The organism is Marinobacter sp. LQ44, from assembly GCF_001447155.2.
Taxonomy (GTDB): domain Bacteria; phylum Pseudomonadota; class Gammaproteobacteria; order Pseudomonadales; family Oleiphilaceae; genus Marinobacter.
This window is the reverse complement of record NZ_CP014754.1, coordinates 4,273,637-4,287,744: the sequence shown is the minus strand read 5'-3', so window position 1 is coordinate 4,287,744 and position 14,108 is coordinate 4,273,637. Positions and strand designations below refer to the sequence as shown.

Annotated in this window: 10 protein-coding genes; 7 read left to right on the top strand and 3 right to left on the bottom strand. The window is 58.6% G+C overall.

Annotated features, from left to right (window positions below; translation table 11 throughout):
* The first annotated feature begins 67 nt into the window (after window positions 1-67).
* Together ASQ50_RS19625 and lpxH are read left to right on the top strand one after the other, a co-directional pair.
* Window positions 68-568 (top strand): peptidylprolyl isomerase, encoded by a 501-nt coding sequence (locus ASQ50_RS19625; RefSeq protein WP_058090429.1) that lies wholly within the window; start codon window positions 68-70, stop codon window positions 566-568.
* A complete protein-coding gene (lpxH, locus tag ASQ50_RS19620; RefSeq protein ID WP_058090428.1) occupies window positions 565-1,296 on the top strand; it encodes a UDP-2,3-diacylglucosamine diphosphatase in 732 nt (243 codons plus the stop codon). Before ASQ50_RS19625 ends, lpxH begins: the two co-directional genes overlap by 4 nt.
* 28 nt (window positions 1,297-1,324) lie before the next feature.
* Here the strand turns inward: lpxH and ASQ50_RS19615 are convergent, their stop codons facing one another.
* Window positions 1,325-3,658 (bottom strand): PQQ-dependent sugar dehydrogenase, encoded by a 2,334-nt coding sequence (locus tag ASQ50_RS19615; RefSeq protein WP_068351611.1) that lies wholly within the window; start codon window positions 3,656-3,658, stop codon window positions 1,325-1,327.
* A gap of 169 nt (window positions 3,659-3,827) precedes the next feature.
* On the opposite strand from ASQ50_RS19615, the gene ASQ50_RS19610 reads away from it, so the two are divergent.
* Window positions 3,828-5,687: an LTA synthase family protein gene (locus tag ASQ50_RS19610; RefSeq protein WP_058090427.1), complete on the top strand. Its 1,860-nt coding sequence runs from the start codon at window positions 3,828-3,830 to the stop codon at window positions 5,685-5,687.
* A 1-nt stretch (window position 5,688) separates the two neighbouring features.
* Complete coding sequence (locus ASQ50_RS19605; protein ID WP_058090426.1) at window positions 5,689-7,494, top strand: glycerophosphodiester phosphodiesterase; 1,806 nt, start codon at window positions 5,689-5,691, stop codon at window positions 7,492-7,494.
* A 66-nt stretch (window positions 7,495-7,560) separates the two neighbouring features.
* Here ASQ50_RS19605 and ASQ50_RS19600 read toward each other — a convergent pair whose 3' ends face one another.
* On the bottom strand, window positions 7,561-8,331 hold the full coding sequence (locus ASQ50_RS19600; protein ID WP_058090425.1) for a ferredoxin--NADP reductase: 771 nt from the start codon (window positions 8,329-8,331) through the stop codon (window positions 7,561-7,563).
* Between the two features lie 220 nt (window positions 8,332-8,551).
* Between ASQ50_RS19600 and ASQ50_RS19595 the strand changes: the two genes are divergently transcribed.
* Together ASQ50_RS19595 and ASQ50_RS19590 are read left to right on the top strand one after the other, a co-directional pair.
* Entirely contained in the window at window positions 8,552-9,340 is a 789-nt protein-coding gene (locus tag ASQ50_RS19595; RefSeq protein ID WP_058090424.1) for a universal stress protein, read from the top strand.
* A 90-nt stretch (window positions 9,341-9,430) separates the two neighbouring features.
* On the top strand, window positions 9,431-10,309 hold the full coding sequence (locus tag ASQ50_RS19590) for a LysR family transcriptional regulator (protein ID WP_058090423.1): 879 nt from the start codon (window positions 9,431-9,433) through the stop codon (window positions 10,307-10,309).
* A gap of 45 nt (window positions 10,310-10,354) precedes the next feature.
* Here the strand turns inward: ASQ50_RS19590 and ASQ50_RS19585 are convergent, their stop codons facing one another.
* A complete protein-coding gene (locus tag ASQ50_RS19585) occupies window positions 10,355-10,963 on the bottom strand; it encodes a tRNA-(ms[2]io[6]A)-hydroxylase (RefSeq protein WP_058090441.1) in 609 nt (202 codons plus the stop codon).
* A 259-nt stretch (window positions 10,964-11,222) separates the two neighbouring features.
* Between ASQ50_RS19585 and ASQ50_RS19580 the strand changes: the two genes are divergently transcribed.
* Entirely contained in the window at window positions 11,223-13,817 is a 2,595-nt protein-coding gene (locus tag ASQ50_RS19580; protein ID WP_058090440.1) for a bifunctional aconitate hydratase 2/2-methylisocitrate dehydratase, read from the top strand.
* Window positions 13,818-14,108: the final 291 nt, after the last annotated feature.

Below are 14,108 nucleotides of genomic sequence, written 5' to 3'. Positions count from 1 at the left end.
ACAGGACGAAACTCTTGAGTACAATGCAACCTTCAGACCCACAACCCCTATTTAACAGGACGACCTGATGATTCTGCTGCAGACCAACCACGGTGATATCAAACTGGAACTGGACTACGAAAAAGCCCCGGAAACCGCAAAGAACTTTGAGCAGTATGTTCGCGACGGCTTTTACGATGGCCTGATCTTTCACCGCGTTATCAGCAACTTCATGGTTCAGGGCGGCGGCTTTGAGCCGGGCATGACCCCGCGCAAAACCCGCGAGCCCATCAAGAACGAAGCCGACAACGGCCTTAGCAACATGGTCGGCACCATTGCCATGGCCCGCACCATGGACCCGCACTCAGCCACGGCCCAGTTCTTCATCAACGTGGAAAACAACGGCTTCCTCGACCACACCGCCAAGAATGCCGAGGGCTGGGGCTACTGCGTGTTCGGCAAAGTGGTTGAGGGCATGGAGACCGTGAACAACATCCGCGCTGTTCGCACCACCATGCGCGCTGGCCATCAGGACGTGCCATTTGAGGACGTCATTATTGAAAAGGCTGAGGTTCTGGAGGACGCGTGACCACGCTGTTTATCTCGGATCTGCACCTTGAAGAGTCGCGCCCGGATATTACGGACGCGTTCCTGACGTTCCTGCGAGAGAGGGCAGCAGGGGTTGAGCAGCTCTACATTCTGGGCGACTTCTTTGAGGCCTGGATTGGTGACGACGAGCGCACACCGCTCCAGGAGCAGATTGCCGCCGCCCTGAAGCAACTCAGCGACAGTGGCACCCGCATCTTCCTGATGCATGGCAACCGGGACTTCCTGATCGGAGAAGATTTCTGCCACCGGGCCGGCGCCACCCTGCTGGACGACCCGACGGTGATCGATCTGTACGGAACGCCTACTCTGCTGCTGCACGGCGACAGCCTGTGCACTGCCGATGTGGAATACCAGAAGTTCCGCGCCAACATGCGCAACCCGCAGATGCAGAAGATGATGCTGGCCCGCCCCCTGGAGGACCGCCAGCAAATGGCAAAGCAATTACGGGCGCTGTCGATGGCCAAGAACCAGGGCAAAGCGGAAGACATCATGGATGTGACGCCAGAGGAAGTGGTCAAGGAGCTCGAAGCCCATGGCGTTCAGTTGATGATTCATGGCCACACCCATCGCCCGGCCGTGCACCATCTCGAAGCCAATAACAAACCCGCGCGCCGGATTGTGCTCGGTGACTGGCACAGCCACCTCTGGTGGCTGGAAGTACAGCCCGGCAAGGAAGCTGAGCTGAAAAAGCAGCCCCTGCAGACTTGACGCCGCAGAGGCGCCCCTTCCTCCGACCTTACCGGGCGGTGGGCTCCCGATAGGTTTCCAGACGGCGCAGCCAACCCGGCAACCAGCGTTCCCGCTCTATGGCCTGCTCTGCCAGCTCGGCGCGCCGGGTAAGCACCCGGCCCGCAGCCTCCCGAAAGCGATCCAGCGGGCGGAGCCCCGGGCTCGTATCCATAGCCTGCAAGACCTGCAACAACCCCCAACCTTCGCCCTCATAGCGCTCCGTTTCTGAAAGCCCTTCGCCCTTGAAGTTGACATAGTCCATCAACGCGTAGACACCACCGGGCGTTTGCCCAAGCTGCCACAGGCGCTCCCGGATAACCGGCCGCTGCGCTTCGGGCGCGGCATCAACCACGGCTTCCAGGGAGCGGGCGGCGCGCTCCTGAATAAACCGCACCTGATGCCCTCGGGTTTCATACAGCAGCACCCGCAGCGCCTCTACTTCCTTGGCTGCAGTTGCATTGCCGAGAAACGATGCGCGGTCCGGCCAGGGTGCTCCTTGTGCATGGGCCTCCTCCAGCCAGCCGGGAAGCTGAACACCACGATCAGCCATAAAGTCCAGAAGCGCCGGGAAACTCTCGGTAAAACGTCCGCTTTCGCCCTCGGGATACCAGATAAAATGGCCAATCCCCAACGAAGGAAATGCTTCGCCCTCATTCCAGTGCACCAGGCATTCATGCCGCCCGGCACATTCGTTTCGAAAAATCCGCTCTCCAACCCAGGCAAGCTCTTCGTCCGTCAACGTCATCACCTGAGCCTGCTCCTGCACCCTGCCGGACACCCGCAGCAATCGCCCATCGGCTGAATCGGTCAAAAGATACAGAGCACCATCGGGCCCTTGCCGCACATCGCGGATGCGCTCACCAAGCTCAGAAAACAGGCGCTCGGTTTCCACAACCCCGCCCTCGCTGAGAACAATCCGGTGCACACTCTTATTGGCCAAGGCACCGACGAACAGATTGCCCTGCCAGCTGGGGAATTGATGACCGTCGTACAAGGCCAGGCCCGAGGGCGCGATAGACGGCGTCCACGACCACAGGGGCGGCTCGGTACCCTCATAACGCTTAAAGGGCGTCACCATGGCACCGGTGTAGTCCCGGCCATCGGTGGCCAACGGCCAGCCGTAATTCAGTCCGGCCTGGATCAGATTGATCTCGTCACCGCCACGGGGGCCGTGTTCGTGGGCGATGACCCGGTCGTTAACGGCATCGTAGACCAGCCCCTGAACATTGCGATGCCCCAGACTGAAGATTTCCGGCAGGGCGCCGTCCACCTGTGCAAAAGGATTGTCCGCCGGAATGGAACCATCCGGGTTCAGACGAACGATGGTACCCAGGTGGCTTGACAGCTTCTGCGCCTCTTCCCGGAAATCAAAGCCATCCCCCAGGGTTACCAGCAAGGTACCGTCAGCCAGCCAGGCCATGCGCCCACCGTAATGAGCATCACCATACTTACCCGGCCGGGCCCGGAAGATTTCCCGCACTTGCGTCAATTCGCCCCCGGTAAGCTGGCCACGGGCGACGCACAGATGATTCTCCCGAACCGTGCCACAGGCATAGGCCAGAAACACCCCAGGACGTCCATCATCCCCCGCCGAGCAATCAAACCCGGGCTCGAGTAGCACATCAAACAACCCGGCCTGGCCGGAGGCGAATACGTCCGGGACACCCGACACCTGCACCTGATGCCCATCCGACGATATCTGTTTCAGCTCTCCACCACGCTCGGTCACCAGAAAATCCCCCCCTGGCAGGAAAGCCAGCGACCAGGGATGCGCAAGCCCCTCAGCAACCACGTCTATCCGATAATCGGCCTCCTCCTCAGCCAATGTCGGCTCCGGGGCGGCCATACCGGCCAACACCAGAAGAGGTGCTATCAGACCATGACGAGCCACGGTCATGGTCATATTGCCTGTCAGTTGCGCAAACACCCATCCCGCTAATGCTGCGGCCCCCAGCATCGCCAACAGCCCGGGCAGGGTTCGGGTTGCCGCGATCAGGGTCGGCATGGGTGCCAACACATCCACCAGGGCCAGCGTTGCCCACAATGCCAGAGCACCACCAAGGGCATACCAGAAATCCCGGTAGGGCCAGCCCAACAACCGCAGCAATCCCGCAGTGACCAGAAAACCCGGAACCAATGCCGCGGCCAGCAGAACCCCATAGACGGGTGCGAACCCAACCAGGTCCTGCCCCATGACCACGAGGCGATCCACCAGGCTGAACGAGGCCCCAAGGGCCGACAACGCCGCCAGGTTGAACTGGGTTTGTACGAGGCTGCCGAGAAACGCGCCGCACACCACCGCGATGACTCCCGCAATTACGATTTGGACACTTTTTTTCATTCCCCTGCGCTTCCCGAAATGATGATTTTCTGACAAAGGCTCTGATAACGAAGGAATTTTCAGAAACTTCCCGGCCATCTGATCCGTTACCTTAGCAAGCTCCGGCTGTTGAAGCACAAGCCTCTTGCCTCATACTGTTCAGATAACGCATCCAACACGAGTAAACCCTATGAAAGGGAACCAGGCTTCACTTGCTGCCTGTTTCATACGCACCTTGTTCCTGGCCTGGATCTGGCTGGCCGTGATACGCGGCCTGCTGATCATCCAGAGTGGAGTGATCCCCAGCCTGCCCGGCACCCTTGGTGGCGACATTGCCGGGGCCTTTTTGCTGGCCGTATTCCTGCATCTATCGGCTGGCATTGTCCGCGCCCTGCTGATCACCGCCCTGGGTGTCGCACTCTATGTGGCAGGCATGCACCTGACCGCCCACGGAACGCTCTTCCAACTGGCCTCTGCCGGCAAGGGTATGGACAGCACGTTTATTACCGGCAGCCTGCTCAACATCTATCTGATCACCCTCCCGGGCTACCTCACGCTGGCCTGGCTGTTGCACTGGCTGCACAGGAAATGGGTGCCAGCAACAGAGCGGGCGCCCATCCTGCTGGCCACCTCTTCGGTCCTGGTCACGGGTCTTTACGTTCTGTCGTTTCCTAGCCTGACAACACCCGCCAATAACGTGGTGGCCAGCACCGTCGCCCAGGTTCCAGGTGCACTGCTCAATCCTATTGGCACGGCGATCGGTGATGAAACCACTGAGCTAAGTGAGCAACTGCACAGACGAACCAACTTTTTCCACCAACAAACCAGCAACTTCCACAACCCTGAGCCACCCAATGTTCTGTTGATCATGATGGAAGGGCTGTCCGGTGGTTATCTGCCGAAAGTCAGCCACTATCACAATCTTCAGCCTGTCGTCTCTCTCGACACTCTGGAGGCGACGTTCGACAGCTTCGGTTTCAGGGTCTACAACAACGTGCTAAGTATGGAGCGACAGACGGATCGCGGCACCTTCGCCCTGGTGTGCGGGCGTTATCCCGACTTGCGCCGACCATCGGAAAAGATGTTGGCCGTCGCGGAAGATAAAGCCAACCCCGACTGCCTCCCGAAAAAGCTGAAGGACCAGGGCTACACCACCGCTTACTGGCAAGCTGCACCAATCGAATACATGAAAAAGGATCAGTTCATGCCTCGGGCGGGCTATGAGAACGTGACCGGCGCCGAGGCATTTGGCCACGCGCAGGAACAGGATGGCTGGGGCCCGCCTGACCCGAAGTTCTTCCCTGACATTGCCGGGCGCCTGGCAGAGCTGAGCAACCAACCCGGCCCATGGTTTGTGACGACCCTGAATGTCGGCACCCACCATCCGTTCAACATCGGACCAGAAGCCGAACAGGAACTTGCGGCCGAGCAGACCAAACAATCTGCTGATGAGGAAACAACAGGGCTCCCTGCCGCCCAGGTGGCTCGCCAAAATGCCATGGTGGTCATGGCCAACTCCCTTGAACGCTTTCTGACTCAGCTTGAGCAGGAAGGACTGCTGGACAACACACTGGTGATTGTCACATCCGATGAATCCGGCGGCTTTGTTCGCGACGACCACGAAACCCTGCCGTTGAACAGCAACCTCGGGGTACTGGCCATACGTTCGCCGGGCCGGCCAGACCTCAGCGACTTCGCACCGGAAAACCGGATTGTTGCCCAGTTCGACATCCCAATGACCATTCTGGATGCCACGGGTAACGGTCACCTGGCCGGGAACATGCTTGGCCGAAGCCTGCTGTCTGAACCGACAGAGCCTGCCCGCGACCTGATGCTGGCCGACACCTACACCGGCATGAAGTACTTTCTCCGGGAATCCGGCACCCTGCTCGCCTGTACCGAATTGACCACCCGCTGCAGCAGCTGGGCGTTTGATCCAGACAGGCTGTTCGGAAGCCTGCAACAAACCGAAGACGAACCCTACCTGTCCCTCGATGAGCGCCTGGCACTGCTGGAGAAAGCCACACTGTTGACCCCGAAAGGCGAATAACGTGCTACCTCTGCTCAAACAAGGCCTGATCCTGTTCCGCCAGCATCACCGGTCATTGCTTGCGCTTTATCTGACCTTCACCGGTTTATCCATCGCTGTTTTCACGCCGTTGATCACTGCCGCGGTGTCTCTGCTCAGGCCAATCACGGGTGACGCGGCCATAACCACCGGGGGGCTGCTTGACTTTCTCGCATCGCCGGGCGGCGTACTCTGGCTGTTGGTGACCCTGCTACTCGCAGCGGTGCTGATCGTCCTTCAACTGGCCGGGGTCACCTTGATTGCTGCCCAGCCCGGCAAGCACTCCACCCGGGCCGCCATCCGTGCCTTGGCGGGGATTGGCCGGCGCTTGCCGCAACTGGTCCTTATGGCAACCATTCAGACCCTTGCACATTTATTGACTGCCCTGCCATTCCTGGCGGCCATGGGCTTCGCTACACATCTTTTACTGAACAATTTTGATCCTTACCTGCTGAACCTTGAGCGCCCGCCGATTCTCTGGTGGTTCCTTGGCTTTTGCCTGCTTATGCTCGGAGCCATTGTGGTGGCCAACGGCTCCCTGTTTCTCCGCTGGATTCTCTCCATCCCGGCCCTGATGCTGGACCAAAAAACACCCATGACGGCCCTCCAGCAGAGTGCCCGCGACACCCGCGGCACTCATCGCGAAACCGCCGGCCTTCTGTCGCTCGGAATTATCGCGGTGCTGGCCATGCCGGCCATGGTAACGCTGGCGTTTGATTTGCTGGCCGGCAGTGTGTTCCGGCTACTGCCCGCAAATACCAGTTTGCTATTGCCCGTGGTTATCCTGCTGGTGGGGAGCTACCTTCTGGTCAGCCTTGCCCTTACCTTCCTGGCAAGCTCGGCACTGGGCGCGCTCATCGTCGCCCGCTACAGGACCATACCCGGGCGGCGGCTGCAATGGCAGCAGCCGCCCTCGACCAGACAGGATGCAAAAACCGGTCGTCGGCTCTGGCTGCTTGAGGTCCTGGTTATCGCACTGGTGCTTACCCAGAGCGTGCAAGTGGTCAGCTCTTTGAACCAGCAAGATCAAGTGACCATCACAGCCCACCGTGGCAGTGCCTTTAAAGCTCCGGAAAATACGCTCAGCGCCATACACCAGGCCATAGAGGATGGTGCCGACTACGTTGAAATTGATGTCCAACTGACTGCAGACGGCGTACCGGTACTCTGGCATGACCAGGATATGGAGCGGATATTCGGTAAGCCGGAGCGGATTGGCGACGTCCGGTATGACGACATCCGTCATCTGGATGCCGGCTCATGGTTTGATGATCACTTTGCCCATGAGCGCATTGCAACGCTTGAACACGCAGTCAAGGCCACCCGTGGCCGGGTGCGACTGTTTGTTGACCTGAAACCGAACCGCAACGAACGGGCACTGGTGACCGCCGTTGTCCAGACCCTGCAAGACAATAACGCTGTGCAAGGCACCATCCTTGCGGCAGCTGACTGGCCTAGCCTGGAGCTGGCAAAACAATTGGAACCGGGGCTGAAAACCGCATTACTGGCTCAGTTCGTGGTAGGTCCTTTGTGGCAGGATCGTTACGACATTCTGGCGCTACGCCTGAACCGGGCCACCCCGGCGGCGGTTGCCAGGGCCCACAAGGCGGGCAATGAACTGCATGTGTGGACAGTCAATCAACCGTCCGACATGGCACGCTTTCTGGATATGGGCGTCGATAACATCATCACCGACCGCCCGGATGTGCTGGCTGAGCTGATGGCAGAGCGCGCAGGGCTCAACGACGGCGAACGCCTGGCAATGCAGATTCGCAACTGGCTGCGCTAGGCCCGCGTTTGGCCAATATCTCCCAGCCAGACGGGACGCCAGGCAGCCAGCAGGTTCAGGAGAGGTTTACTGCTCCACGAACGCCCGTTCAATGACGTAATGGCCCATGTCGCCGCCGCGAGCCTCACGAAAGCCCATATTATTGAGAATGCTGCAGGTATCCTTGAGCATGCTCGGGCTGCCGCAAATCATAAAGCGATCCTGCTCCACATCAAAATCAGGCAACCCGAGATCACGGGTGATCTTGCCGCTCTCCATGGCATCGGTCAGCCGGCCCTGATTGCGGAACGGCTCCCGGGTGACGGTCGGGTAGTACAGCAGCTTACCGTGCACCATCTCACCGAAAAACTCGTTTTCCGGCAGGTCCTGGATATCCTGCTGGTAGGCAAGCTCAGATACATACCTTACACCGTGAGTCAGGATGACCTTGTCGTAGGCTTCATACACCTCAGGGTCTTTGATAATACTCATAAACGGCGCTAGCCCGGTGCCGGTACTGATCAACCAGAGGTTACGCCCGGGCAACAGGTTATCCAGCACCAGGGTGCCGGTGGGTTTGCGACTGACCAGGATTTCATCCCCTACCTTGATCTTCTGCAGTCGAGACGTCAGCGGGCCATCCGGCACTTTGATTGAGAAGAATTCCAGCTCTTCTTCGTAATTGGCGCTGGCAATACTGTAGGCCCGCATCAGCGGCTTGCCGTCTGTTTCCAGGCCAATCATCACAAAGTGCCCGTTCTTGAAACGGAACCCGGGGTCCCGACTGGTCTTGAAACTGAACAGAGTATCGTTCCAGTGGTGAACGCTGGTGACCGTTTCTTTCATCAGATTACTCATGGCAGCCTCGTTGTTGCGACTTCATACAATTTATATGGGAATTCAATGGGAAAAGTTTAACCCGACAAGTTAAATCGACAAAACAGGTAATACCCATATATGTGTTCGATTTTATAAATATAAATCGATAACAAACTGATCCGGGTCATGGTCTTCAGCCTACTCCTGAACTAGCCTGAAGACATTGGCCCCAGGACAAACAGCCCGCAAGGAGAACACGATGCTTGATCACCTGATTCTGACCGTGGACTACACCAAGGAGTGGGAGCAGGCTATGGAACAACTGCCAGCCTTACTCAAACTCCTGGGCACTCGGAAGATTACGCTCACCTATGTACTGCAAACCCACAAACGACTTCGCCCGGACGACACCGAAGGTTCAGCTACAGAGCGGTTACGCCGCATTGGCGAACACCTCGAAAGCAGCCTTGGGATTGCCACTGCCACCCACGTTGCCAGGGGCTTTGTTGCCCAGGAAGTCCAGGCGCTGGCCAAGAAACTCAACGCTGACGGCGTCGTGGCGTGCAACCGAAGCCATCGCGCAGCCAAAGAGCTGTTCTTCGGAAACACCGCCCTGAACCTCGCCCGAACGACCAAAGTTCCGCTGTTGATCATTCCGGTCCAGGACCAGCCATCGGCGGCCGAAGAGGAGATTTTGCTGGCCACTGATGGATCAAAGGCGTCGTTCAATGCCCAGGCTGCCTTTGAAGAGCTAATGGCCAACCGGCACACGGGGCGCGTAGTGTGGGCGCATTCCGAAGAGCCCGAACAATCTGATGAGGCCACCGAACAGCGGATCAATGAACTGGCAGAGCGCCATCCCAACGTACACCGAAATATCCTGACCGGCCGGCCGGTGGATCAGATCCTGCAAACCATCAACGAAACCCGCCCCCTGCTGACCATTATGGGTAAACGGGGCTCAACACCCATTCAGGAGATCATGATCGGCAGTACCACGGAACATGTGGCGGCCGGCAGCCCCTACCCGGTACTGATGATCCCCTGAACCCGCCAATTTGGTTGTCTTGGCGGCAGTGACCAGCTAACGTATCGATCAGACAGGACATTTTCTCTCATCTATCCGGCCTGATCGATCATGAAGTACAGCTTCCGCCAGCTCGAGGTCTTCCTCGCCGCCGCCCATTTCCAGAACATCACCCGGGCGGCGGAGTCCCTTGCCATGTCACAATCCGCAGCCAGCAGCGCCCTCAAGGAACTGGAATCCCAGTTCGATATCCAGCTGTTTGACCGGGTGGGCAAACGGCTGCAACTGAACGAGCTTGGCCGGCTGTATCGGCCGAAAGCAGAAGCCCTGCTGGCACAGGCAAGGGAACTGGAACAGGCCTTCAGCAAGCACTCCGAGGTCGGCGCTTTGAAAGTGGGTGCCACACTCACTATCGGCAATTACCTGGCGGTAGGGGTGATGGCCGAGTACATGAGCTCGCCCAACCACCCGAAAGTCTCTCTGGAAGTTGCCAACACCAGCACCATTGCAAGACGGGTTCGGGACTTTGAACTGGATATCGGGTTGATTGAGGGCGAACTGCAGGCGTCGGAGCTGGAGGTGATTCCCTGGCGGGAAGACCGGCTGGTGGCCTTTTGCTACCCCGCCCACCCGCTGGCCGGAAAGGGCAAACTGACCGACGACGATTTGCGCGCCGCCACCTGGATTCTCCGGGAACAGGGCTCCGGCACCCGCCAGAGCTTCGAACGGGGCATGCACGGGCTGCTGCCAGACCTGAACGTGCTGCTGGAACTGGAACACACTGAAGCCATCAAGCGGGCAGTAGAAGCCAACCTAGGCATCGGCTGCCTGTCCGAAGTGGTCCTGGCCGACGCCTTCAAACGCGGCAGCCTGGTGCCCCTGAACGTGCCCCACCGGCCGTTCGACCGGCATTTCTACTTCATCCTGCACAAGCAGAAATACCGAAGTGCGGGGATTGCCCGGTGGATGACTCTGTGCGAAGAGCTTTAGAGATTTTTTTGGCCGTGAGCGTCTGTGAATGTCCGTGGCAAAGAGTCAGTAAGCGAGAGGCCCACTGTGAAACCGGAACTCCGAATCCGGTTCCTCAATCAACTTCTGCTCGATGGCCACAAACTCCGCCACCCGCTCTTCCACCGGGCCGCCGTTGGCCTGCTTCGCAAGCTTTAAATAATCCTGGTAATGCCTCGCCTCGGACTTCAGCAGGCTGTTGTAGAAATCCGCCAGTTTCTCATCCAGGTGCGGCGCCAGTGCGGCAAAACGCTCGCAGGAGCGGGCTTCAATAATCGCCCCCACAATCAGCACATCCACCAACCGGCCTGGATCATCCGCACGCACCGCTTCACGCAGGCCAGCGGCATACCGGGCTGGTGACAAGTGAGTATAAGTTACGCCCCGCTGTTTCATGATCGCCAACACCTGCTCAAAATGCCGCAACTCCTCCCGGGCCAGGCGGGACATCTTGTTGAGCAGATCGGAATTGTCCACATAGCGGTACATCAAGCTCAAAGCCGTAGACGCCGCCTTCTTTTCACAATGGGCGTGGTCAATCAGCATCAAATCCTGGTTGGCCAGGGCGTTTTCAATCCACTGCTCAGGCGTGCGGCAGGGCAAAAATTCATGTATCTCTTGCAGGGCGTCGTTCATGGCTTCAGCAACAGTCTGGTTCATGGGCCGCGGCAGTATAACGCACGTAACAGAACTCTCCGACCTCTGTCCAACTTAACTTTATAAGGGGTTTCCTATAGAATGCAGCGCCAGATCAAGGAGTCTCTGAATAAATCCTGAAACCCCATCGGTGATTTGAGGCCTTATTCAGAGGCTCCTGCGGCCTTTTCGCCAAAAACCTCCCGCCAGGCAAGCTTGCCTCCGGCGCGGGACATTCCAACTGATGAGGGTCCATATCGTGTTAGAAGCCTACCGTGAACACGTTGCCGAACGTGAAGCCCTGGGTATCCCACCCAAGCCCCTGAACGCTGAGCAGACTGCCGCTCTGGTAGACCTGCTGAAGAACCCGCCGGCCGGTGAAGAGGAAACTCTGGTTTACCTGCTGGAAAACCGTATTCCGCCGGGCGTAGACGAAGCCGCCTACGTTAAGGCCGCGTTCCTGTCTGCCATCGCCAAGGGCGAGGCCACTTCCCCGCTGGTCAGCAAAGAATATGCTGTAAAGCTGTTGGGTATGATGCAGGGCGGTTACAACATCGAGACCCTGGTTGAGCTGCTGGACAACAGTGAACTGGCCGAGCTGGCTGGCGAACAGCTGAAGAAAACCCTGCTGATGTTCGATGCCTTCAACGATGTGAAGGAAAAGATGGATGCCGGCAACGCCGTCGCCAAAGCTGTTGTTGAGTCCTGGGCCAACGCCGAATGGTTCACCAGCAAGAAGAAGGTACCGGAAAGCACCAAGATGGTGGTATTCAAGGTGACTGGTGAAACCAACACCGACGACCTGTCCCCGGCACCGGATGCCTGGTCCCGCCCGGACATCCCACTGCACGCCCGCGCCGCCTACAAGATGGAGCGCGACGGCCTGAAGCCGGAAGAGCCCGGTGTCACTGGCCCCATGAGTCAGATCGACGAAATCAAGGCCAAAGGCCTGCCAGTTGCCTTCGTAGGCGACGTTGTAGGTACCGGCTCTTCCCGTAAGTCTGCCACCAACTCCGTTCTGTGGTTCTTCGGCGAAGACATCCCGGGTGTGCCGAACAAGCGTGCCGGCGGTGTCTGTATCGGTAACAAGGTTGCCCCGATCTTCTTCAACACCATGGAAGACGCTGGCGCCCTGGTATTCGAAGCACCGGTAGACGACATGAACATGGGCGACGTGATCGAAATCCGCCCGTACGAAGGCAAGATCCTGAACGAAGCCGGCGAAACCATCTCCGAGTTCAAGTTCAAGTCTGACGTGATCCTGGACGAAGTTCAGGCTGGCGGCCGTATCCCTCTGATCATCGGCCGCGGCCTGACCGCCAAGGCCCGCGCTGCCCTGGGCATGGGCGCCACCGACCTGTTCCGCTTGCCGAACGATCCGGAAGCCGGCGACAAGGGCTTCACCCTGGCCCAGAAGATGGTTGGTAAGGCCTGTGGCCTGGAAGAAGGCAAAGGCGTTCGTCCTGGCACCTACTGTGAGCCGCACATGACCACCGTGGGCTCCCAGGACACCACCGGTCCGATGACCCGTGACGAACTGAAAGACCTGGCATGTCTGGGCTTCCAGGCTGACCTGGTCATGCAGTCCTTCTGTCACACCGCTGCGTATCCAAAGCCGGTTGACGTTGAAATGCAGCACACCCTGCCGGACTTCATCCGCACCCGTGGCGGTGTTTCCCTGCGCCCGGGCGACGGCATCATCCACTCCTGGTTGAACCGCATGCTGCTGCCAGACACCGTGGGTACTGGTGGTGACTCCCACACCCGGTTCCCGATGGGCATCTCCTTCCCGGCCGGTTCTGGCCTGGTCGCGTTTGCCGCTGCCACCGGCGTTATGCCGCTGGATATGCCGGAATCGGTTCTGGTTCGTTTCAAGGGCGAAATGCAGCCGGGTATCACCCTGCGTGACCTGGTACACGCCATTCCGCTGTACGGCATCAAGCAAGGCATGCTGACCGTTGAGAAGAAGGGCAAGATCAACGAATTCTCAGGCCGCATCCTGGAAATCGAAGGTCTTGAGCACCTGACCGTTGAGCAGGCGTTCGAACTGTCTGACGCTTCCGCTGAGCGCTCTGCAGCCGGTTGTACCATCAACCTGTCTGAAGAATCCGTCGCTGAGTACCTGCGCTCCAACATCACCATGCTGCGCTGGATGATTGCTGAAGGCTATGGCGATCCGCGTACCCTGGAGCGTCGTGCGAAGCAAATGGAAGAGTGGCTGGCTGATCCGAAGCTGATGCGTGCTGACAAAGACGCCGAATACGCCCACGTGATCGAAATCGACCTGGCCGACATCAAAGAGCCTATCGTTTGCTGCCCGAACGACCCGGACGACGCCAAGTTCCTGTCCGAAGTTGCTGGCGACAAGGTAGACGAAGTGTTTATCGGCTCCTGCATGACCAACATCGGCCACTTCCGCGCCGCAGGCAAACTGCTTGAGCAGCACAAAGGCCCCCTGAGCACCCGTCTGTGGATGTCTCCGCCCACCAAGATGGACCAGGCCCAGCTGATGGAAGAAGGCTACTTCAACACCTACGGCACCGCCGGTGTTCGCACCGAGATGCCGGGCTGCTCCTTGTGCATGGGTAACCAGGCACGTGTAGCGCCGAAGTCGACTGTTCTGTCTACTTCTACCCGTAACTTCCCGAACCGTCTGGGTGATGGCGCCAACGTGTACCTGACCTCTGCGGAACTGGCAGCTGTAGGCGCGGTACTGGGCAAACTCCCGACTCCGGCGGAGTACATGGAGTACGCCAAGGACCTGAACAGCATGTCCAAAGAGATCTACAAGTATCTCAACTTCGACCAGATGGAAGAGTACACCCAGAAAGCGTCTGAGGCTTCCGTAGCCTGAGCCCCTCCGAGGTAACTTTCCTCTGATCTGAAAACGCCAGCCTTCGGGCTGGCGTTTTTTTTGTGTCCCGGTAAACCAAAACAATTGCCGCCCGGGAAAATCCGCGCCTGTATTACGCCGGTGCGGGGTGGGTATGTCTTTTCTGCAGGGAAAAAGATGTCTGAGCGCAGCGAGTTGTTTTTCCCGGAAGAAAAGACATACCCACCTCGCAACCCGCCCCCAGAACCCGAACCCCGGTACAAAAAAAGGGCTCCCCGGAGGGAGCCCTGATCAGAACACTGATTGTTACCA

Excerpts from the sequence above, each read along its gene's own strand:
- ASQ50_RS19625 (WP_058090429.1), top strand. The coding sequence starts at position 68 with ATGATTCTGCTGCAGACCAACCACGGTGATATCAAACTGGAACTGGAC.
- ASQ50_RS19615 (WP_068351611.1), bottom strand. The coding sequence starts at position 3,658 with ATGAAAAAAAGTGTCCAAATCGTAATTGCGGGAGTCATCGCGGTGGTG.
- ASQ50_RS19610 (WP_058090427.1), top strand. The coding sequence starts at position 3,828 with ATGAAAGGGAACCAGGCTTCACTTGCTGCCTGTTTCATACGCACCTTG.
- ASQ50_RS19600 (WP_058090425.1), bottom strand. The coding sequence starts at position 8,331 with ATGAGTAATCTGATGAAAGAAACGGTCACCAGCGTTCACCACTGGAAC.
- ASQ50_RS19595 (WP_058090424.1), top strand. The coding sequence starts at position 8,552 with ATGCTTGATCACCTGATTCTGACCGTGGACTACACCAAGGAGTGGGAG.
- ASQ50_RS19590 (WP_058090423.1), top strand. The coding sequence starts at position 9,431 with ATGAAGTACAGCTTCCGCCAGCTCGAGGTCTTCCTCGCCGCCGCCCAT.
- ASQ50_RS19585 (WP_058090441.1), bottom strand. The coding sequence starts at position 10,963 with ATGAACGACGCCCTGCAAGAGATACATGAATTTTTGCCCTGCCGCACG.